Genomic DNA, 22,309 nt, shown 5'->3' with positions numbered 1-22,309 from the left:
TTTCTAGCACGAGCAACTATTACCTTATCTTCATCAGATAATTCATCCATACCAAGTATAGCGATTATATCTTGTAATTCTTTATATCTTTGAAGTATAGATTGTACTCCTCTAGCTACTGCATAATGTTCTTCACCAACTATTTTAGGGTCTAACACTCTTGAAGTTGATTCAAGTGGATCAACTGCAGGATATATACCTAGAGATGCTATTTGTCTAGATAAAACTGTTTTTGCATCTAAGTGTGTGAATGTTGTAGCTGGCGCTGGGTCAGTTAAGTCATCCGCAGGTACATAAACAGCTTGAACAGATGTTATAGATCCTCTCTTAGTTGATGTTATTCTTTCTTGTAAGTTACCCATTTCAGTAGCAAGTGTTGGTTGGTATCCAACTGCTGAAGGCATACGTCCAAGAAGTGCTGAAACTTCTGAACCTGCTTGTGTGAAACGGAATATATTATCAACGAATAAAAGAACATCTTGGTTTTGCTCATCTCTGAAATACTCAGCCATAGTAAGTCCAGATAGGGCAACCCTCATTCTAGCTCCTGGTGGCTCATTCATTTGTCCAAATACTAGAGCCGTTTTATTTAAAACTCCAGAATCTTTCATTTCATGATAAAGGTCATTACCTTCTCTTGTTCTTTCCCCAACACCAGCGAATACTGATATACCACCGTGTTGTTTAGCTATATTGTTTATAAGCTCTTGGATAAGAACTGTTTTTCCAACCCCGGCACCACCAAATAGACCAATCTTTCCACCTTTTAAGTATGGTGCTAATAGGTCAACTACTTTTATACCAGTTTCTAGTATTTCTGCATTATTTCCTATTTCATTATACTCTGGCGCTTGTCTATGTATCGGTAACTCTGGTGCATCTTTTGGAACAGGTTTTTCATCAACAGGTTCTCCAAGAACATTGAATATTCTTCCTAATGTAGCATCTCCAACAGGAACACTTATTGGTCTTCCTGTATCTACTGCTTCCATTCCTCTAACTAGTCCATCTGTAGCACTCATTGATATACATCTAACTGTATCATCACCTATATGTTGTGCAACTTCAGCAACTATTTCTTGATCTCCTAACTTTATAACTAATGCGTTTAATAAGTTAGGTAGGCTATTTTCATTATCAAACTTAACATCTAGTACAACACCTACGATTTGTACTATTTTCCCTACGTTGGCCATTTCCTAACCTCCTTATTTTAGAGCTTCTACTCCGCCTACTATCTCTGTTATTTCTTGAGTTACTGCTGATTGTCTTGCCCTATTGTAACTTAACTCTAAATTAGATAGCATCTCGTCTGCATTATCAGTTGCTGAACTCATTGCCGTTCTTCTTGCAGCTTGTTCAGATGCGAAAGATTCTATAACTCCATCATAAACTATTCCAGATACATATTTAGGTATTATATGACCTAAAACAACTTCTGCTGATGGTAAGTATTGAACTCTAGCTCCTTTTGCAACTTGCTCTTTTGTTTCCTTATTTTCTTCTTTTTCGAATGCTAAAGGTAGCACTTTTAATAATTTTGGACTTTGAGTCAAAGGAGATACAAATTCTGTATATACCATATATACTTCATCTATTTCACCTTTTTTATATAAATCCATAGCTTCCTGAGCGAAAGCTAATGTTTCATCATAGTCACATTTCTCAACACTTTCAGCTGATTTTAATATATCATAACCTCTTTTTTGGAAAAATTCCGTAGATTTTTTCCCTATAGTCATAACTTTTTCTTTTTTTCCATCCATATGACTAAGAGTCAATTTAAGTATATTTGAGTTATATCCTCCTGCTAATCCTCTATCTCCAGCAACAACAATATAACATTTATTTTTTACTTCTCTTTGTTTTAAAAATACATTTCTCACGCCACGAGTATTTGTAGCTATATCTTTCACTGTATCATACATTGTTCCAAAGTACGGTCTGGCAGCTAAAGCTCTATCTTTTGCCTTTCTCATTTTTGAAGAAGCAACAAGTTCCATAGCTTTAGTAACCTGCTTTGTACTATTAACACTGTTAATACGCGTCTTAATCTCTTTAATTCCAGCTCCTGCCAATTAATTTACCTCCTTTGTTAAAAAGGATTACGCTTCAATAACAAACTTTTTCTTGAATTCTACTATTGCGTTTGTTAAATCAGAAGAGAAGTCTTCTCCTGCTAATATCTTGTTAGATATTTCTGGGTAATTCTCATCTACAAATCTATATAATTCTTTTTCAAATCTCTTAACATTATTTACTGGTATATCTTCTAAGAAGTTATTTATAACAGCAAATATTATCATAACTTGGTTTTGAACTGCTATAGGGTCAGTTTCATCTTGTTTTAAAACTTCAACTATTCTTTCCCCTTGAGCAAGTCTCTTCTTAGTATCTTCATCTAAGTCAGATCCAAATTGAGAGAATGATGCAAGTTCTCTATATTGTGAATAAGCAAGTTTTAATGTACCTGCGACTTTTTTCATTGATTTTATTTGGGCACTACCACCAACCCTTGATACTGATATACCAGGGTCAACTGCTGGTCTTACACCTGAATAGAATAATTCTGGTTGTAAGTATATTTGTCCATCAGTTATTGATATAACGTTTGTTGGTATATATGCAGAAACGTCCCCTGCTTGAGTTTCTATGATTGGAAGTGCAGTCATAGATCCTCCACCCAATTCATCAGATAACTTAGCTGATCTTTCAAGTAATCTTGAATGTAGGTAGAATACATCCCCTGGATAAGCTTCACGACCTGGTGGTCTTCTAAGTAGTAATGACATTTCTCTATAAGCAACAGCTTGTTTACTTAAATCATCATATACTATAAGAACATGTTTTCCATTAAACATAAATTCTTCACCCATTGCAGCTCCTGCATAAGGTGCAAGGTATTGAAGTGGCGCAGATTCAGAAGCTGTAGCTGATACAACTATTGTGTAATCCATAGCTCCACCTTGTTCTAATGTGTTAACTAATTGAGCAACCGTAGAACGTTTTTGTCCTATAGCAACATATATACATATAACATCTTTACCTTTTTGGTTTAGTATTGTATCTATAACTATAGAAGTTTTACCAGTTTGTCTATCACCTATGATAAGCTCTCTTTGCCCTCTACCTATTGGTATCATTGAGTCTATAGCTTTTATACCTGTTTGTAATGGTTCACAAACTGATTTTCTTGCCATTATACCAGGTGCTTGACTTTCAACTGGTCTAGTCTTTTTAGTGTTTATAGGTCCTTTACCATCTATAGGTAAACCAAGTGGACTTACAACTCTACCTATTAAAGCCTCTCCAACAGGAACTTCAACTATTCTTCCTGTTCTTTTTACTATATCTCCTTCTTTAATTCCACTGTCATCACCAAATATAACAGCCCCAACAACATCTTCTTCTAAGTTAAGGGCCATTCCATATACTTCTCCAGGGAATTCTAAAAGTTCACTAGACATTACATTTTCTAGTCCATATATTGTTGCGATACCATCACCTACTTTTAGTACGCTACCTGTATCAGTCATCTCTATTTTATTATCATAATTCTTAATTTGTTGTTTAATTATAGAACTTATTTCTTCAGGTCTTAAGTTCATGGGTTCACCGCCCTCCTAAGAAATTACTTGAGAAAGTTGGTCCTTTATATTATCAAGGCGAGTTTTTACAGTTCCATCGATTTGAGTATTCCCTAATCTTACTAATACGCCCCCTAATATAGTTTTATCAACTTTGTTCTCTAAAGTAACATTTTTATTATATTTTTTTGAAAGATTACTTTCTAATTGTTTTATTTTTTCATCTGACATAGGTATTGCACTAACTACAGTACCTTCTATTATATTATTTTTATCATTTAATAATTGTTTAAATGTTAATTCTATAGTTTTTAAAGAATTTATTCTTCCTTTTTCAACTAATATCTTTAAGAAGTTTTTTAAGTGATTATTTATTTTATTAGAAAATAATTGTTCTATTAGTTCTACCTTTTCTATTTTTGATATTAAAGGAGACTTTAGGACATTTTCTAAATCTTTATTATTTTTCACTATATCTACTACATCATGTAATTCACTATATATTTTTTCTGTGATATTTTCCTCTTCACTCAGTTGAAATAAGGCATCTGCATATCTGTTAGCTGTTACATCTATCATTGTGCTTCGCCTACCTCTTCGATAAATTTATTTATCATATCTTCGTGTTTAGATTGATCAATATCTTTTTCGATTACTTTAGATGCCGCAAGTATAGCTATACCAGATATATCATTTTTAAGTTCATTCATAACTTTTTCTCTTTCTTGTGATATATCTTTACTAGCTCTGTCTTTTATATTACTTGCTTCTTCTTTAGCAGTAGCTATTATTTCTTGTGACTTTTGCTCAGCTCTTAAGGTAGCTTGTTTAATAATTTCTTGCCCCTCATCCTTAGCAACTTTAAGTTTTTGCTCGTATTGTGATTTTAGAGTTAATCCTTCATTTTTAGCTCTTTCACCCGTAGCTATATCTTCTTGTATTGCTTTTTCTCTAGCATCTATGATATTTAAAACTGGTTTGAACAGTATTGCCCTCAACACTATGAATAAAATTCCTGTATTCACTAATTGAAACAGTAACTCATATGACAATGATACTACTGGTTTTACGTCCATATACTAATCCTCCTTTCCATCATACATATTAATAGTTAGAGTAAGTTGTTCCTTCTCTAACTATTAATATAAATAAATTCATGTTTAATATTATACCCATGGGTTTGCGAAAATAAGGATTATAGATATAACAAGACCATATATACCTGTAGATTCTGCAACTGCAGCACCTAATAACATTGTAGAGATTATATCTCCTTTAGCTTCTGGTTGGTTTCCAACTGCTTCTGCACCTTTACCAGCTGCGTATCCTTGTCCTATTCCTGTACCTATACCTGCTATAACAGCAATACCTGCACCTATTGCAGAACCTGCTATCGCGATAGCTTGACCTAATTCCATAATTTTAATCCTCCTAATAATTTAAATTATATTTTATAAATTTGTTTATAATAAATATATGATTTATTTTAAATGCATATATTTTTACTCTCCTGCTGCATCTGATACGAATACCATTGTAAGCATTATAAATATAAATGCTTGTAATACTCCTGCAAATAAATCGAAGTAGAAATGTAATGGTACTGGTATTACAAATTGTAAAAATGGTATTGATATGTTAGGAATTAAAGTTGATACATATCCTAAAAACTTATAAATCAATCCCATTATTACTGTACCTCCTAATATATTACCAAATGGACGGAATGTTAATGATATAGGTCTTGCAAACTCACCTATAATATTAAGTGGTAATAGTAGTGGAACTGGTTCTAGTAAACCTTTCCAGTATCGAAGTCCATTTGATTTCATTCCTTGGTAGTAAATTAAAAAGCAAGTTACTAATGCCCATGCCAACGTTGTATCAACGTCTGCAGTCGGCGACCTAAAACCTAATAACCCAACCAAGTTGGAACATACAAAAAATACAAATAATGAACCAATATAAGGAACCATATTCGGCATTTTCTTTTCAACATTTTGTCCCATATTAGCTCTTATAAGATTTCTAAGAGTTACAACAGCGTATTCCAACATAATTTGTGATTTACTTGTTGGTACTGGTTTTAAGTTCCTAGTTAATAGTTTTGCAGCTATTATTATTACTGCCATAATAATCCAGCTTGTGACAACTGTTTCACTAATTTTAAATCCATTAGCAAACTCAATTATCCATTGTATATCTCTCACCTATTATACCCCCTTTCTCGTAATTTTTGATATAAGTAAATTTTTAACAAATATAACAATTTGAGTACTTATCAATCCTAAAACTGTTCCTATAACATTTATATTTGGATTCTTAACAGAAACAAATACAACTACTGCTACAATGAACATTCTTATTAAATATCTACTTGCAGTATAGGCTTGTGCCTTTCCTGGTGAAAAATCAACTACTTTTTCCATAGTAAGCGCCAATAGTCTAAAATTTAATATGGCTATTATACTACCAAATATAAGTCCAAGTATCATTTGTATACGAGATTTAGTAACAATTAGTAAAATTATTGCTACAATTATGGCATAAATAGATATTCCCTTAGTTACTTCATTAACTTCTTGTTGTACTTTTATATCCATAAATAATCACTTCCTTTTTGTGTATCTAATTACAGTTTTGTATACAGACATAAAAGCTCCTCCAACTCCTAATACTAAAAATATTAGCATAAAGATAGGGCCTGTATTAAATTTGTCATCTATGAATTTTCCTATAAAAAAACATCCTAATATAGAAACAACCATCATAATCCCAAGTTGACTTATTAATGAAAGCATCTGTGCTATTTGTGCACCTGTACTTTTCTTATTACTCATATCTTCCATATCCTCATTAGAATCAAGTTGTTTATTTTATGTAAATATAAGGGAATCTATTAAAATATAATAGATTCCTCAATAACTACTACTTCGTTCCGAATAATCTATCTCCAGCATCTCCTAATCCTGGAACTATATATCCATGATCATTCAATTTCTCATCTATAGATGCTACATATATATCAACATCATTATGATATTTTTGAACTTCTGCTATTCCTTCTGGAGATGCAACTAAATTTACTAACTTAATACTTTTCGCTCCATTTGCTTTTAAAACATCTATGGCAGCTACTGCTGATCCCCCAGTTGCAAGCATTGGATCAACTATTATCATTTCTCTTTCTTCTATATCTTGAGGGAATTTACTATAGTATTCCACTGGTTGTAATGTTTCTGGATCTCTATATAATCCTAAATGACCTACTTTAGCCGCTGGTATTAAGTTTATAAGACCATCAACCATCCCAAGTCCTGCTCTTAATATAGGTACTATACCTAATTTTTTACCTGCTATAACTTTTGATTTTGTTTTAGCTACTGGTGTTTCTATTTCAACATCTACTAAAGGTAAATCTTTAGTTATTTCATATCCCATTAACATCGTTATTTCTGTTAATAGTTGTCTAAAATCTTTAGATCCTGTCTCTTTATCTCTCATTAATGTTAATTTGTGTTGTATTAACGGATGATCCGTAACCGTAACTTTACTCATTATAATTAATACCTCCTATTTGTTATGCTTGTCTTCTATATCAGTAATCATATTCACTCTTCTCGAATGTCTGTCACCTTCAAAGTCTGTATTTATCCAAGCATCTACTATTTCTAGGGCTAAGCCTCTTCCTAGAACCCTTTCTCCAAGAGATAACATGTTAGCATTATTATGTGCTTTTGACATTTTTGCTGAAAACACATCTGATACAACAGCACATCTTATTCCCGGAACTTTATTAGCCGCTAAAGATATTCCTATACCTGTACCACAGCATACTATACCATAATCCACATCTTTAGAAATAACTGCATCGGCAACTTTCTCCCCAAATATAGGATAGTCAACTGATTCTTCTGCATTATTAGTACCATAATCAACAACTTCTATATTTTTTGACTCTAAGTAACGCATGATTTCCAATTTTAAATTGTATCCTCCATGGTCACACCCTAAACCTATTTTCATAATTAGAACTCCTTGTTGGTATATAAATTAATTATCCTGAGATAATCATTTCAATTACATCATATTTTTAGTTGATTTTTTTTTAACTAATCCGTATAATTAGACAAAATCTTCTAATAATATTTATCAGATATATATAATCTTTTTTATAATTTTAATATTTTTTTAACTTAATAGCAATAGATTTATATATATTTTTTCTAAAATTTCAAATATATTCATTCTCACTTCTAAAAGTTTTTTTACCAATTATTATTTTTTTAACATTCTTTATTATACTTTTATTATTTTATATCCGGCAGATTTTAGCAACCTATTCATTATTGCTCTACCTAACCCACCATTAGAAAATTCTTCCGAATATACTATATCATATTTTTCTTTGTCTGTGCTTATAAGAGCATCAAATAAATTAGAAGCAACTTCTTCTAAATTTTGACCTAGTACAATAGTGTCACCTTTGTACTTATCTTTATTTTTATCAATACATAATACTGCTGATTTTAAACCTTGTTTAGAATTATTATCTATTAAGTCATTAACCTTTTGAAATACTTTTTCTTCATCTCCTGATACTATAAAAACTTCTGCATTTGGAGAATAATGTGTATACTTCATTCCAGGTGCCTTAGCTTTTATATTATCCTCTTGTCTTTCTAAAGCGGGATCAATATTGACAGTCCCTATTATCCCTTCTAAATCTTCTTTTGTTATACTACCTGGTCTTAATATTGTAGGAATATCACCAGTCATATCTAATACCGTAGATTCTAGGCCAAAGGTGCAATCTCCTCCTAAAATTATTCCTTCTACCCTATTATTCATTTCTTCATAAACATGTTTTGCTCTAGTTGGAGATGGTCGACCAGATATATTAGCAGATGGAGCAGCTATAGGTAAATCAGTTTCTCTTAATAATTCTCTCGCTATAGCATTTGATGGCATACGAATTGCAACTGTACTTAGACCTCCACTTGTCCTATCCGGAATTATATCTTTTTTATTTAATATTATAGTTATTGGACCTGGCCAAAAATTATCCATCACTAAATTAGCCTTATCAGATATATCCTTGGCTAATTTATGTACTTGATTTTTATCATATATATGAACTATTAGCGGATTATCACTAGGTCTTCCTTTAGCTTCATATATTTTACTTACTGCATTTTCATCAAGAGCATTTGCACCTAATCCATAAACTGTTTCAGTTGGAAATATAACTGTATCTCCTGCTCTAAGTATTTTAGCCTGTTTCTTTATTTCATCTTTATTTATATTATTTTCGTCAATTTTACTTATAAGTGTCATTAATTTTTCACTCCCTTTTTGAACTTATATATGATATACGATTATTGTTCCTACTAAAAAACCAATTATACTATACAAGCTTTTAGATTTTGGTATAATTTCATCTAGCACAACATATAACATTGTTCCAGCAGCTAAGGATAAAAATATTCCTATTAAAGACGTGAATATTCCTGCGAAATATACTCCTAGGAAGCTTCCTAGCCCCATTGGTATACCTGCGATAAATGTAAATAATATAACTTTCTTGATTGGAACCTTAGCACCTGTAAGACTGAGAGCAGTTGCCAATCCTTCTGGTATATTATGTAATCCAATAACAATAGCTAATGTAATTCCTAAATCTTTAGCTGATATAAATGATGAGCCTATAGCCAATCCCTCTGGTAAATTATGTAGTAATATACTAATAAAAATTAAATACCCTGATTTCATATCTCCTGTAAATTCTAACATACTTTTTATTACCATAGTTAATATTACACCTATAAATGTAAATAATACAGTATTCATTACTCCCATAGATGACATAGATTCCTTCATTAAATCAAATACAACTACTGCTAGCATTATTCCACCAGAAAGTCCCATAAAAAAATTAATATATTTATCTACTTTTTTTCTAAATACATCTGATAATATACCACCTATTCCTGTTCCCATAACACCTGCTAATAGTCCTATTAAAGTGACTTTAAATATCATTATTCTATTTTCACCCCATATTTAAATATTTATATATCATATATAATTATATTTAACTTACTATAGAAAAAATCCCTAAAAATTTAGGGATTTTATATTGCAGTCATTTTTTTAGTTTGATCTTCTGTTATAAGAGCATCTATCATCTCATCTAAATCACCGTCTAAGAATTGCTCTAATTTGTAAAGTGTTAAGTTTATTCTGTGATCACTTACTCTACCCTGTGGATAGTTATAAGTTCTGATTCTTTCAGATCTATCTCCTGTACCAACCTGACTCTTTCTTTCTGCCGCTAATTCTCCTTGTTGTTCTGCTAATGCTTTGTCATAAAGTCTAGCTTTTAACACTTTTAAAGCCTGTTCTTTATTTTTTAGCTGTGATTTTCCATCCTGACATGATACTACTTCTCCAGTAGGTATATGAGTTATCCTTACAGCTGAGTCAGTTGTATTAACAGACTGACCACCATTTCCTGATGAACGGAAAACATCTATTCTTAAATCATTTGGATTTATATCTATTTCTACATCTTCTACTTCTGGTAAAACAGCTACTGTAGCTGTTGAAGTATGAATTCTCCCCCCAGATTCTGTAGCTGGTATTCTTTGAACTCTATGAACTCCTGATTCATACTTAAGTCTTGAATAAGCACCTTTACCTTTTATTAAGAAAGATACTTCTTTATATCCTCCAACTCCAGTATCAGTAGCGCTTAAAAGTTCCATTTTCCATCTTCTTCTCTCTGCATATCTAGAGTACATTCTGAATAAGTTTCCTGCAAATAGAGCTGCTTCATCCCCACCTGCACCACCTCTTATTTCAACGATAACATTCTTTTCATCATTAGGATCTTTTGGAAGTAGAAGAATTTTTAATTCATCTTCTAGTGGCTCAACTTTATCTTCTAAATCAGCTATTTCCATTTTTGCTAATTCTCTTAATTCTTCATCAGATTCTTCTGCTAAAATAGCTTTAGATTCACTAAGGTCATTTAATACATTTTTATATTCTCTGTATTTAAAAACGATAGGTTCTAAATCTGCATGTTCTTTCATATACTTTTGCCAAAGTTTTTGATCATTTATTATTTCCATATCACTGATTTTTTCTGTTAAATCTTGATATTTATCTTCTAAAACCTGTAGCTTGTCTAACACACTTTTCACCTCTTTTTTCGTACAATCTCATCGTTTTATTATATCACAAAATATTTCCTATAACAACTCTGTCAATTCCTTGTAAGTCTTTCTTTGTATATATATTAGTATATCCATTTATCTCCATTAACTTACTTACATCTTCGCCTTGGTCATGCCCTACCTCATAAGCTAGAACCCCATTTTCTTTTAAGTATGATTTTGCTTGTTTAGTTATTTCCCTATAAAAGTCTAAACCATCTTCACCACCTTCTAACGCTGTGTATGGTTCAAAATCTTTAACCTGCTTATCCAATGTCTCTACAACTTTTCTTGGTATATAAGGTGGGTTAGAAACTATTATATCGAATTTTTTATCAATTTCTATTTCTGAAAATAGATTTGATTTTACAAATTTAATTTTATTATCAACATCATTAGATACAGCATTTTTCTTTCCTATTTCCAAAGCTATTTCTGATATATCAACAGAAGTTAAATTGGCATTATCTAAGTATTTTGCTAAACTAATTGTTATAGCTCCAGATCCCGTTCCTATATCTAAAATTTCAATTTTACCTTTATTATTCCCTATTTCAATAACTTCTTCTACTAAAATTTCTGTATCTGGTCTAGGGATTAATACACCTTCTTGAACATAAAAGTCCAATCCCATAAACTCACGGTTTCCAACAATATATGCTATAGGTCTATTATTTAATCTTTCATTTATAAATTTTAAAAATAAATTTTCTTCTTCATCACTTAAAGACTTTTCTAAATTTAAATGTATATATAATCTATCTACATCACCTAAAGCTTTCTGTAACAAAATTTCTACATCTAGCCTTGGTGTGCTGCTTATTTCTTCAAGTTCTTTTGAATATTTTAACAGTATTTCTCTAATAGTCATAAGTTTCTCCCTTATTTATATTAAATTACAGCTTTTAATGCTTTTATTGCCACTTCAATTTGTGCATCATCAGGTTCCTTTGTAGTAATACGCTGTAACATCATACCAGGATATGCAACAATTTTACTTAATATATTATCATATTTCCCAAGAAATTTTATTATTTCATAAGATATGCCAGCAACTATTGGTATGCATAATATCCTCATCACTACCCTTAACAAAATATTTGGCCATCCAAAGAAAGAAAATAGTATTATCGATGTAGCCATAACAATAAATAAAAAATTTGTACCGCATCTAGGATGCAGTGTAGTAAACTGCCTAACATTTTCTACTGTTAACTCTAAATCATTCTCATAACAATAAATAGTTTTATGCTCTGCACCATGATACATGAAAGTTCTCTTAATATCTTGATTCCTAGATATTAATAACATATATAGAATTAATATAGTTATCCTTATCAAACCTTCTATTAAATTTAATACTATATTATTTTTTATTACTGATGAAAACAATCCACATAACGTAGTAGGTATTAAGATAAATAGTACGATAGATAAAAACATAGCTAATATAAAAGACACTAGCATAATGGCATCATTAGCTCTATCTTTGAATATTTTTTTCATTAGTCTATCAATCATATCCTCATCATCTTCGTCTTCTTCTAAGAAAAATTCTGATGAGTAGTTTAGACTTTTCATTCCTTGTATCATAGTTTCTATTAAAATAAATGAACCTCTTAAAAAAGGTATTTTATCTATTTTTTTATCTTTTACCCAACTTTTTATTTTTTCTTTTTTCAGCTCTATTTCTCCATTGCTCTTCCTAACAGCTATAGCTCTGTAATTACTGGATTGCATCATTATACCTTCAATTATAGCTTGCCCACCAACAGATTGTTTTTTCATATTTCTACTCCTCATAACAATTTTTAAAATACTAAAACTATTATAATATAAAAATTCCCCTTATAGTATCATATTATACTTTTAAGGGGGTTATTTCTTTACTTCACCACATGACATTTTCTACATCTAGCTTCATAACTTTCTACAGCTCCTACTTGTATAATAGGATCATCATATTTTGCTGGTTGTCCATCTATTAATCTTTGTGATCTTGTTGCAGGTTGTCCACATACAGAACAAATCGCCTGAATTTTATCAACAAATTCAGCAACTGCTAAAAGCTCTGGTGTAGGACCAAAAGGTTCTCCTTTAAAATCCATATCAAGACCAGCAGCTATAACTCTTATACCTTTATTAGCTAAGTCAACTGCTATATCTATTATATCTTTATCAAAGAATTGCACCTCATCTATCCCAACAACTTGTATACTATCATCTATTAAATCATATATGTCAGAAGCTTTCTCTATGGCAATAGCGTTTATGCTATCCCCGCTATGAGATACAACATCATTTTTACTATATCTATCGTCTATATGAGGTTTAAATACAATTATATTTTGTTTTGCAATCTTTGCTCTTTTTAATCTTCTTATTAATTCTTCACTCTTTCCACTATACATAGGTCCAACTACTACTTCAATATAACCATGGTTTATTGGTCTATACATACTTTTCGAACCTCCTAAGGCTTAATCTAATATTATTACTGTTGTTAACATTCTAAAATTATGTATTTTTAGTAATTAGAAAAATAAAATAGAGGTTGGATGACCAACCCCTTTTTTACAATAATTAATCCATTTTGAATCTTTTTTTGAATTTGTCGATTCTTCCACCTTTTTCTATGTTCTTTTGTTTTCCAGTATAGAAAGGATGGCATTCTGAACATATCTCAACTTTTATCTCGTCCTTAGTTGAACCAGCCATGAAAGTATTTCCACATGCACAGTGTACTTCAATTGCATTGTATTTTGGTTGTATATCTTTTTGCATTCTAGTCACCTCTTTTTCAATTATATTCTAAATTAATTATATTAATTATAATCTTTCATTTTCAACTACATTATTATATCACATGTTTTTTAGTGGTACAAGCATTTTTATATTTCTTAGTTGACACATTTAAACTTTCTGCTATTTTTTTATAATTTTAATAAACTCTTCATTATTTTTTGTTTTCTTTAGGGCTTCAATTAAATTATCTGTTACTTCTAATATAGAGTTATTACTCATTTCTTTTCTTAGCTTCCATAATGCTGCTTTTTCTTCTTCAGTTAATAATAAATCTTCTCTTCTTGTTCCTGATTTATATATATCTACTGCTGGGAATATTCTCTTCTCTGCTAGTTTTCTATCTAGATGTAGTTCCATATTACCAGTTCCTTTGAACTCTTCAAATATTACATCGTCCATTCTTGAACCAGTTTCAACTAAAGCAGTCGCAAGTATTGTTAATGAACCACCTTGTCTTATATTCCTAGCTGCACCAAAGAATTTCTTAGGACCATGTAATGCTCCCGGGTCCAAACCTCCTGATAAAGTTCTTCCTGTTGGAGATATAGTCAAGTTATATGCCCTAGCAAGTCTTGTTATACTATCTAGAAGTATTACTACATCTTTACCATGTTCAACTAATCTTTGAGCTCTATTTAAAACCATCTCTGCAACTTTTACATGGTGGCTCGCAACTTGATCAAATGTAGAATATATAACATCCCCATTTATAGACTCTCTCATATCCGTAACTTCTTCTGGTCTCTCATCTATTAGTAAAACTATCAATTCAACATTAGGATGATTTTTAGCAATACTATTGGCTACACTTTTTAAAAGTACAGTTTTACCAGCCTTTGGCGGTGCAACAATTAGTCCCCTTTGTCCTTTTCCTATTGGAGATATTAAATCTATTAGTCTTGTTGAGATTTCATTTTGACTTTTTTCTAGTGTTAATCTTTCCTCTGGATATATAGGAGTTAAGTTTACAAATGATTTTCTATTTATACAAGTTTCAGGATTTTCATCATTAACTTTTTGAACAAATAAAAGAGCCCTGAATTTTTCACCTGTCTTTGGATGTCTCGTTATTCCTCTAACCTTATCACCTGTTTGCATATTGAATCTTCTAATTTGAGAAGGTGATACATATACATCTTCATCTGTAGATTGATAATTAGAACCTCTTAAAAATCCAAATCCATCGGGTAATATTTCTAATACCCCTACTACTTCATCATCTTTTGAAGTATTGAACTCATTAATTATTTTAGATTCTTCAACAACCTTTGGCACATAGTTACCTTTAGTATTTCTCTGATTTCTATTTTCCATACTTCCTGATTTGTTATTATTAAAATTACGATTATTATTTTGATTATCTTTATTATAAGTTTTTATATATCCTTTATTATCTAACTTATTATCATTTTGATTTATAACTTCCGCATCACCATATTTATTAAATTGTCTATTTCTTTCTGTGTAACTCTCTGTATTTCGTTTTCCCTCATTTTGTATTTCAGCCTTTATATTCTTATTATTTACATTTTGTTCGATTTTCAATTCATAACTAACATCATTAGTTTCTTGTATATCTTGATTACCTTCAGCCTGACTATCTTTAAATTTATCGCTTATCAATTCTACTAATTCATTTTTTTTGTATTTAGTAATTGATTTAATATTCAAACTCTTAGCTATTTCTTTTAATTCAACTAAGGTTTTTTTACTCAATTCTTCCATTGCTATATTTTCCAAGTTCAAAAGAACCTCCTCATCCATAAATTAAGGCTTTAATTCAATTTATACTAACAGGGAATAAAGGGTGTGTAAAAGAAAAGTAATTTTTTCAAATATGAATTTAATAAAATAATAATATCATTATTAAATATAACGGTCAACAAATAAAAATCCTAGTTCCTATCTTTTTTATTATTTTTTCTATTTATTGTAAATTTATTCAATTAAAACAAAAGAAAGTAGACAAAATTTTATCTACTTCCTAAATATCTTGTTCTATCTAATACTGTACTTTTCAATTAAATCTACTAATATCTCATTCTTATCTAAATTATGAATAGCATCAACAAATCTTATTGTACCTGTTTTTCCTCTCATAACTATAGACTCTGTTTTAGCTTTATTATCACCCATATTAATAACACCTTTTAGTAAATTACCTTCTGTTATACCAGTAGCTGCAAAAAATAGGTCATCACCTTTAGCTAAGTCTTCTAAAATTAATTTCTTTTGTATATCTTCATCAGATAGTCCCATTTCATGGCATCTGTTTCTTTCTTGCTCACTCATTGGATAGATTTGAGCCTGCATATCTCCACCCATACATTTTATAGCTGCTGCAGTGATAACACCTTCTGGTCCTCCACCGATTCCCATAAGTATATCTACACCAGTTTCTTCAAAACAAGTAGCTATACCAGCAGCAACATCTCCATCACCAAACATTCTTATCTGGCAACCTAATTTTCTAGCTGGTTCAATTATATAATTATGTCTTTCTCTATCTTGAGTCATAATAGTCATTTGAGTTGTTTTCTTTCCTAAGGCTTTTGCAACGCTAAGTATATTTTCCTCTACACTTTTATCTAAATCTATGCATCCTTTCGCTTTAGGTCCAACTACAATTTTTTTCATATACGTATCTGGTGCACATAGTAAAGATCCTTTTTTACCTACTGCTATTACTGATATTGCATTTGGAAGACCTTTTGCTATTAGAGTAGTACCATCAAGTGGGTCAACTGCTATATCTACTTCCATACAGTCGTCAGTTTGTAAACCTACTTTTTCTCCTATGTATAGCATAGGCGCTTCATCTAACTCACCTTCACCTATTACTACTTCTCCTTTTATCTTTACAGATTCAAATGCCCTTCTCATCGCTTCTACAGCAGCACCATCGGCACCATCTTTATCTCCCCTTCCCATAAATTGAGAAGATACTAAAGCAGCTGCTTCAGTCACCCTAACTAGTTCCAGTGCTAAATTTCTATCCATTAGTTCTCCATCTCCTTCATTATAATACATAAAAAATTATATATTACATATAGATATTAGTAAATAGACGTAGTATATTTTTATTAAAATACATTTTAATCGTATTACAAAGTATCATATTTAATTAAATACAAAAAAAGTTAGTCTTTTGACTAACTTCTCTTATTATAGTGACCATGCAATCATACTGATTACAGTTGAAATACTTGTTAATATAAAAATTATAGCTATTCCTATCGCTACAATTTTTGTTATTTTTTGTTGTTTACTTTTAGCCAATTCCATCACCTCTCCAATTAAAACCACATATTATTTATCAGCATTTTCAAAGGTAACTTTTTTTAAGTAGTCCATAAAATCTTCTCTTAATTCATACCTCTTAAGAGCAAAATCAACAGTAGCTTGTAAAAATCCCAACTTATCTCCTACATCATACCTTTTACCTTGGAATTTATAAGCATACATAGCTTCCTTCTTAGATAACATCTTTAGAGCATCCGTTAATTGAACTTCTCCACCTTTACCTGCTGGTAAATCTTCTAATATATCAAATATCTCCGGCGTAATTATATACCTACCTAAGATAGCTATATTAGAAGGCGCCTTATCTACATCTGGCTTTTCTACTAGATCCTTAACCTTGTAAACTCTATTTTCTATATGCTTAGCTTTTATTATACCATACTTATTAGTATTTTCTTTTTCAACTTCTTGAACACCTAATATAGTAGTTCTATATTCTTCATAAGCATCCATAAGCTGTTTTAAACAAGGAACATCATTATCCACTATATCGTCACCAAGCATTACAGCGAATGGCTCATCGCCTATGAAGCTCCTTGCACAATAAATTGCATCACCAAGTCCCCTAGGTTCTTTTTGCCTAATATAGTAAATATTTATCATTTTAGATATATCCCTTACTATCTCTAACAAGTCATTCTTTCCCTTTTGCTCAAGTTCCAACTCTAACTCTACCGACTTGTCAAAATGATCTTCTATAGACTTCTTATTTTTACCTGTTATTATTAATATCTCCTCAATTCCTGAGTCAACAGCCTCTTCTATTATATATTGTAAAGTCGGTTTATCAACTATTGGTAACATTTCCTTCGGCTGAGCCTTTGTTGCTGGTAAAAACCTCGTCCCTAATCCAGCGGCAGGTATTACTGCCTTTCTTATTTTCCTTTCCATAATTAATATCCCTCCGATTATATTAAGTATAAAATTTTTATACAATATCTAACTTTACAGTCTTATTTTATCACCTTGAATATATTTTTTCTATGATTATTATATATGGACAATTTAATTATTCTTCTAGTATTTTCTCTAGTTCAGAAACTAATTGATCAAATTTTTTAATAGTTTTTATAATTGGTTTCTTATTAGTTAAATCTATATTATTTTCTTTTAATAATTCTAAAGGATAATCTGATCCCCCTTTTTTAAGAAAATGTAGATAATTCTCTGGCCCATTTTCTAATATGTCTTGTGCACAACTCACTGCACTACAACATCCAGTTGCATATTTATAAACATAAAAACTATTATAAAAATGGGGTATTCTTGCCCATCCAACCATTGAAAGCTGATCTACCTCAAAGTCTTGTCCATAATACTTTTTAAGTAGTTGTGACCATTTATCATTTAGCACTAAAGCATTTATTTGATTTCCATCTTCAAAAGCTTCATGTATATAGTTTTCAAATTCAGCATACATAGTCTGAGTATATAAAGTATTTTTTATAAAATCTAGATACATGCTAATATAGTAAGCTTTTTGTTCTTTATCTTGAGCATTTTTTATTAAATTTTCATAAAGTAATACCTCATTAGTAGTTGAGGCAACTTCATGTGTAAATATAGATGGAGACGAATTATAAAAATATTGATTCTTAGAGCTTAAATATTCATATACTCCATGTCCTAACTCATGAATAAGAGTAGATACCCCTCCTACTGAACTATTGTAGTTTAACAATATGTAAGGGTGATCATCATAAACAGATAAGCAGTATCCTCCACTTACCTTATTATCATTTGAATAAACATCTATCCACCTTTCATTAAATGCCTTATATACTATGCTTCCATATACATCCCCCAAAGGAGCTAATGCTGAATAAACCATAGATTGAGCTTTATCATAAGATATAACATCTTCAGCTTCTTCTACTATAGGGACAAACATATCATAATAACAAACCTTATCTAAGTTCAAAACTTTTTTCCTCAAACTTATATACTTATGTAAGCTATCCGTATTATCACTTACAGTTTTTATTAAACTTTTATAAACTTTTGTGTCTATATTATCTGAATCTAAATACATTTGTAAAGACGAGTCATAATTTCTTATATTAGAATAAAATGCATTCTTACTGACTTGACCTTGTAAAAGACCTGCTAAAGTATTTATATTATTATTATAAGGCAAAAATTCGTCTTTATAAGCATCTTTTCTTTCTTGCCTATCATAAGATTGTATCTTCGTTTCATATTCAGATGGCGTTAGATTAGACCTTTTGTCCATATTCTTGAACAATTCATATACATTACTTGGCAATTCATTTATAGACGATAAATTAGATAATATTTGCTCACTTCTATCATCTAGATAATGATCTTTATTTCTTCTAATTTCCTTTATATACATTCCATATTTATCATTAATTTTTTTATCAGATAAATATTTTTCACATTGCTTATTTGATAACTTAAGTATTTCTAGTTCTAATTGAGATGTAATTTTTGCATACCTTGAATAAGTTTTCTTTATTTCCTCGTTCATATTTAGATATTCATAAGAATTTTTATTTAAATCTTTTTTTAATTTTGTATAAGCAGATAATGAGTTTAGTCTTATATCTAATTTTTCTTTAATTCCTAATCCAAAAGATAAATGTGTTTTAGATTTTGTTATTTTACCAACATAGTTTTCTAATTCTTTTATATCATTATTAAATTTTTTTAAATCTTTTTTCCACAAGTCATCACTTTTATAAAGAGAATATAAATTCCAGCAATATTTAGTATAATCAATTTCTTTTTCTTCTTTTTTTTGATTATCTTCATCTTGTGCAAATACAGTGTTATGGTTATCAGTTACAATACTTTGCTTTATTATAACAGTAGAAAAAACTAATATAATTACAATTAAAATTTTTAATAACTTTCCGCTCATAAAAAGCCATCCTTTCATCAAAGTTACTTAATATTAGGATGGCTTATTTTTTACATATTATTCAATTTTGTACTCTGTAGTTAATCCACAGTTATCCACACACTTATCAACATATCAACAACCAATAAAATTTAGTATTTTCAGCATATACATGTAAATTTAATTTTATATGTTCATCATATTATTTCTAATTATCAACATTTTTTACAATCTTATCAACAAATTTTGATAGATTTTATATTATTTTGTTGATATATCTATATTAATTACTAATAACTTTAGTTACTAGTACAGTCATATCATCATCAACCTCTCCAAGTTGAAGCTCTAACGCTCTATCTAATATTTGATTTGCAATTTCTTTTGGATTAGTTGTAGTCAGTTTCTTTAAGAAATATATTAACCAATTTTCACCGAAATTATTATTTTTTCCTGCATCAACAATTCCGTCAGACACCATAATTATATAGTCTCCGTTTTTTATTTTCACATTGTGTCTATCTAGATTTATATCTGATAAAATTCCAATAGGTAAAGATGACGAAGAAATTAAATCCACATCCTTATTTTCTCTACTTATATATGTTGCACATGCTCCCATTTTAACAGTCTCAAGTCTTCCTTTTTTCAAATCTATAATTCCCAAATCTAATGTAGAGAATATTTCCTCTGATGATTTTAATAGAAGCATATTATTAATAGTATTTATAACTATTTCTTTATCAATTTTAGCTTCCATCATATTTTCTAATATATCAATAGTAACAGATGATTCATCATAAGCTTTTTTACCTTTTCCCATTCCATCACTTATGGCCATCATATATTTTCCATCATGTATTTCCATAAAAGTATAATTATCACCTGAGAATATATGACCATCCCTAGACATAGATGCTACTTCTGTGACCACCCTGTATTTTTCAGCTTTCGTAAGAGTAACCTTACAGTTTTCTCCTAAACAATGACACCCGATCTTCTGTATATCTAAGGATTCCCCTACAAAATCAGAAATTACTTTTAATAATTTATCATCACATAAGCACCCATCTCTACAATTTTTCATTTCAATAGTTATTTTAAAATCCTCATTACCTTCTTGGACATAATTAACTTTATCTACAATTATGCTATGTCTTTGGAGTTCATTTATTATTTCTTTTTCCTTTTCTAAATCCAATAAAATATCTTTATTTAAATCTTTTGATATTTCTTCTATTGATTTTGATATGTCTCTAATTTGCTTTGATATTAATTGTCTGCTTTCGCATAGTTTGTTATTCCAATCATAGTCAAGTGCATATAGTTTATAATAATAATTAGCTATTCTCACAATGATTTCTGGATTCATACACTCTTTTCTAAATTTTTCCGGAATATCCCTAGTACTAATTTCACCATCTTCAATTTTTTCAATCATCTCATATATCAAATTATAAGTATAATTAAATTTTGACTCCCAACAGATTCGTTGCATACTACAATATTGACATTCATCACTATGTATCTGATCTATTATTGTGGCTATATCTCTTTGATCTATTACTTTATCTCTTTCTCTTATTTTGTCAAATGTATTTGCTAATTCACCATATACCCTTTGTATATTCATCAACTTGGTATTAGTAATATTCTTACTTCTTGTTATATATTCATATACAGCTTCATTTGAATACACATTACTCTTAATTAACTTTTCTAATCTATTAAAAAAGGTTTTAGGTATTATAGATACAATTAAGCATCCTACTGTTATATCAATTATTTGTGTAATATTAGAAGTTATACCTGATGTATAAGAATATATAATAATCCAACTTAACAAATAAGCCAATATAGAAATATACTTGTTTAGTTTGTTAAATGCACCTGATACAAGACCTGCAAAAGAATATACTCCCATATATATAGCTGATGTTATATTAGTTATCATAAATCCTATACCAACTATTACACCACATGTAGCCCCTAAAGTTGAGCCTCCTAATATAGATGCTATAAGTATTAATATAGTGGCTAGTATGCCTCTAAGTGATATGCCAAATATACCTATATTACCTATTCCTATAACACTGAATGAAATAATCAAACCTAAGGATATAATTTCCTCTGGATTTATACACATCTTATTTTTACTATTAAGTAAAAACTTTGTTCCAAAAGAAAATATATAAGCAGATATAGCAGTTACTACAAATTCCATAAACACAACTACAAAGTCATATATATTTTTATAACTATAAACTGCTTGTCCTAAAGATATTGGTAAGATTACTAGAGCTCCAATAAGACTTATCTTTAATATAGAGTCATTTTTCTTTAAATTATTACCAATAAATAAAATAACGACTAAACATATGCTGTATTTTATTATAGATGACACGTTATTAAATGATAGCAATATTCCTAATAAAGTAGATAAAAAAACTGGATATTTATAATAATCTAATTTTATAAAAAATAGAAAGAATGCTATACCAAAAGGTGATATTTCATCTACTATAGTAAAT

General features: G+C 29.9%; 23 protein-coding genes. All 23 read right to left on the bottom strand.

Translation table 11 applies throughout. The annotated features are described in order from the left end of the window. The coding region (gene atpD / locus J7G74_RS06850) for a F0F1 ATP synthase subunit beta (RefSeq protein WP_297133416.1) at positions 1-1,196 on the bottom strand (1,196 nt) is incomplete at its 3' end. Between the two features lie 12 nt (positions 1,197-1,208). Then, positions 1,209-2,078, bottom strand: coding sequence for an ATP synthase F1 subunit gamma (atpG, locus tag J7G74_RS06845; RefSeq protein ID WP_187295016.1), 870 nt, complete (start codon positions 2,076-2,078; stop codon positions 1,209-1,211). Between the two features lie 27 nt (positions 2,079-2,105). Then, positions 2,106-3,608 (bottom strand): F0F1 ATP synthase subunit alpha, encoded by a 1,503-nt coding sequence (gene atpA / locus J7G74_RS06840; RefSeq protein ID WP_297133414.1) that lies wholly within the window; start codon positions 3,606-3,608, stop codon positions 2,106-2,108. A gap of 15 nt (positions 3,609-3,623) precedes the next feature. Further along, positions 3,624-4,166 (bottom strand): F0F1 ATP synthase subunit delta, encoded by a 543-nt coding sequence (locus J7G74_RS06835; RefSeq protein ID WP_297133413.1) that lies wholly within the window; start codon positions 4,164-4,166, stop codon positions 3,624-3,626. Beyond that, positions 4,163-4,663 (bottom strand): F0F1 ATP synthase subunit B, encoded by a 501-nt coding sequence (gene atpF, locus J7G74_RS06830; protein WP_297133411.1) that lies wholly within the window; start codon positions 4,661-4,663, stop codon positions 4,163-4,165. Before atpF ends, J7G74_RS06835 begins: the two co-directional genes overlap by 4 nt. Before the next feature lie 90 nt (positions 4,664-4,753). Continuing rightward, positions 4,754-5,005 carry an ATP synthase F0 subunit C gene (gene atpE / locus J7G74_RS06825; protein ID WP_297133409.1) on the bottom strand — a complete coding sequence of 84 codons (252 nt, stop codon included), beginning with the start codon at positions 5,003-5,005 and terminating at the stop codon, positions 4,754-4,756. Between the two features lie 84 nt (positions 5,006-5,089). Continuing rightward, on the bottom strand, positions 5,090-5,797 hold the full coding sequence (gene atpB, locus J7G74_RS06820) for a F0F1 ATP synthase subunit A (RefSeq protein ID WP_297133408.1): 708 nt from the start codon (positions 5,795-5,797) through the stop codon (positions 5,090-5,092). Positions 5,798-5,800: 3 nt separating this feature from the next. Beyond that, entirely contained in the window at positions 5,801-6,190 is a 390-nt protein-coding gene (locus J7G74_RS06815) for an ATP synthase subunit I (protein WP_297133407.1), read from the bottom strand. A gap of 6 nt (positions 6,191-6,196) precedes the next feature. Beyond that, positions 6,197-6,427 (bottom strand): AtpZ/AtpI family protein, encoded by a 231-nt coding sequence (locus J7G74_RS06810; RefSeq protein ID WP_297133405.1) that lies wholly within the window; start codon positions 6,425-6,427, stop codon positions 6,197-6,199. 88 nt (positions 6,428-6,515) lie between these two features. Then, on the bottom strand, positions 6,516-7,145 hold the full coding sequence (gene upp, locus J7G74_RS06805) for a uracil phosphoribosyltransferase (RefSeq protein WP_297133404.1): 630 nt from the start codon (positions 7,143-7,145) through the stop codon (positions 6,516-6,518). Positions 7,146-7,160: 15 nt separating this feature from the next. Continuing rightward, complete coding sequence (gene rpiB, locus J7G74_RS06800) at positions 7,161-7,613, bottom strand: ribose 5-phosphate isomerase B (RefSeq protein WP_297133402.1); 453 nt, start codon at positions 7,611-7,613, stop codon at positions 7,161-7,163. 273 nt (positions 7,614-7,886) lie between these two features. Continuing rightward, the gene (locus tag J7G74_RS06795; protein WP_297133400.1) at positions 7,887-8,924 is read right to left on the bottom strand and encodes an L-threonylcarbamoyladenylate synthase; all 1,038 of its coding nucleotides are present in this window, start codon (positions 8,922-8,924) and stop codon (positions 7,887-7,889) included. 24 nt (positions 8,925-8,948) lie between these two features. Beyond that, a complete protein-coding gene (locus J7G74_RS06790; RefSeq protein WP_297133399.1) occupies positions 8,949-9,629 on the bottom strand; it encodes a ZIP family metal transporter in 681 nt (226 codons plus the stop codon). Positions 9,630-9,721: 92 nt separating this feature from the next. Further along, positions 9,722-10,786, bottom strand: a complete 1,065-nt coding sequence (gene prfA, locus J7G74_RS06785; protein ID WP_297133398.1) for a peptide chain release factor 1 — start codon at positions 10,784-10,786, stop codon at positions 9,722-9,724. Between the two features lie 43 nt (positions 10,787-10,829). After that, positions 10,830-11,678, bottom strand: coding sequence for a peptide chain release factor N(5)-glutamine methyltransferase (prmC, locus tag J7G74_RS06780; RefSeq protein ID WP_297133397.1), 849 nt, complete (start codon positions 11,676-11,678; stop codon positions 10,830-10,832). A 20-nt stretch (positions 11,679-11,698) separates the two neighbouring features. Next, positions 11,699-12,595 (bottom strand): DUF1385 domain-containing protein, encoded by an 897-nt coding sequence (locus J7G74_RS06775; protein WP_297133396.1) that lies wholly within the window; start codon positions 12,593-12,595, stop codon positions 11,699-11,701. Between the two features lie 98 nt (positions 12,596-12,693). Then, entirely contained in the window at positions 12,694-13,266 is a 573-nt protein-coding gene (locus J7G74_RS06770; protein ID WP_297133395.1) for a thymidine kinase, read from the bottom strand. Between the two features lie 124 nt (positions 13,267-13,390). Continuing rightward, on the bottom strand, positions 13,391-13,591 hold the full coding sequence (rpmE, locus tag J7G74_RS06765; protein ID WP_187295001.1) for a 50S ribosomal protein L31: 201 nt from the start codon (positions 13,589-13,591) through the stop codon (positions 13,391-13,393). A gap of 141 nt (positions 13,592-13,732) precedes the next feature. After that, a complete protein-coding gene (gene rho, locus J7G74_RS06760) occupies positions 13,733-15,376 on the bottom strand; it encodes a transcription termination factor Rho (protein ID WP_297133394.1) in 1,644 nt (547 codons plus the stop codon). A gap of 234 nt (positions 15,377-15,610) precedes the next feature. Continuing rightward, positions 15,611-16,612 carry a class II fructose-bisphosphatase gene (glpX, locus tag J7G74_RS06755; protein ID WP_297133393.1) on the bottom strand — a complete coding sequence of 334 codons (1,002 nt, stop codon included), beginning with the start codon at positions 16,610-16,612 and terminating at the stop codon, positions 15,611-15,613. Between the two features lie 309 nt (positions 16,613-16,921). After that, complete coding sequence (gene galU / locus J7G74_RS06750) at positions 16,922-17,806, bottom strand: UTP--glucose-1-phosphate uridylyltransferase GalU (protein WP_297133392.1); 885 nt, start codon at positions 17,804-17,806, stop codon at positions 16,922-16,924. Between the two features lie 118 nt (positions 17,807-17,924). After that, a complete protein-coding gene (pepF, locus tag J7G74_RS06745) occupies positions 17,925-19,799 on the bottom strand; it encodes an oligoendopeptidase F (protein WP_297133391.1) in 1,875 nt (624 codons plus the stop codon). A 262-nt stretch (positions 19,800-20,061) separates the two neighbouring features. After that, positions 20,062-22,309: stage II sporulation protein E (gene spoIIE / locus J7G74_RS06740; protein WP_297133390.1), on the bottom strand; the 2,248-nt coding region annotated here is incomplete at its 5' end.

The organism is Terrisporobacter sp. (assembly GCF_017888745.1).
In the GTDB taxonomy this organism is placed as follows: domain Bacteria; phylum Bacillota; class Clostridia; order Peptostreptococcales; family Peptostreptococcaceae; genus Terrisporobacter.
Note: the sequence above shows the minus strand (reverse complement) of the source record. Positions and strands in the feature narration are given on the sequence as shown.